At 28.9% G+C, this 564-nt stretch carries 1 protein-coding gene; it reads right to left on the reverse strand.

All coding sequences use genetic code 11. From position 1 onward, the window contains the following. Positions 1–17: 17 nt before the first annotated feature. On the reverse strand, positions 18–422 hold the full coding sequence (locus EGD97_RS12285) for a transposase (RefSeq protein ID WP_228202040.1): 405 nt from the start codon (positions 420–422) through the stop codon (positions 18–20). Positions 423–564 lie beyond the last annotated feature (142 nt).

A 564-nucleotide genomic window follows, 5' to 3' on the forward strand; every position in this document is an offset into this window, starting at 1 on the left:
AATAAACATATATAATGTCATCTAGCAGCTACATTTACATATGTAAGATCACTTACTACTATTTCTAAATCATTTCTGTTATCAAACTCTCTATTTACTATATTTTCTACCTCATCATTGTTGCAACTTGTTTTATGAACCTTATACTGTTTTACAGTATAAGCTCCAAGAATTCTTTTTAGCTGATCATTTTCCTTTGTTACTTCTGTCAATTCATTTTTAAGTTCTTTTTCACCCTCAATTAAAGTCTTTATACCTGGCTTAACCTTAATTTCATCTCTATTTTCAGATTCTTTGATCCAAGTAAATATAGTAGACTTTGATATCCTATGTTTTCTCGCAACAAGCGATACATTTCCTACTTCTTTAACTTCTCTTAATATTTCTTCCTTCAATTCCTTTGTATAAGTTCTTCCTCTCATAGCTTACCTCCAATCACTTTCTACATTATAATAAATATATAGGTGATTGTCCAAATCGATTTAGGGGCTTAAGAGAAAAACTTAATTATCATGTTGAACATTATGCTGAAATTAGTGCTCTAACATTAAAGCAAAATTCTTA

Source organism: Clostridium prolinivorans, from assembly GCF_004011155.1.
Classification (GTDB): domain Bacteria; phylum Bacillota; class Clostridia; order Clostridiales; family Clostridiaceae; genus Clostridium_AT; species Clostridium_AT prolinivorans.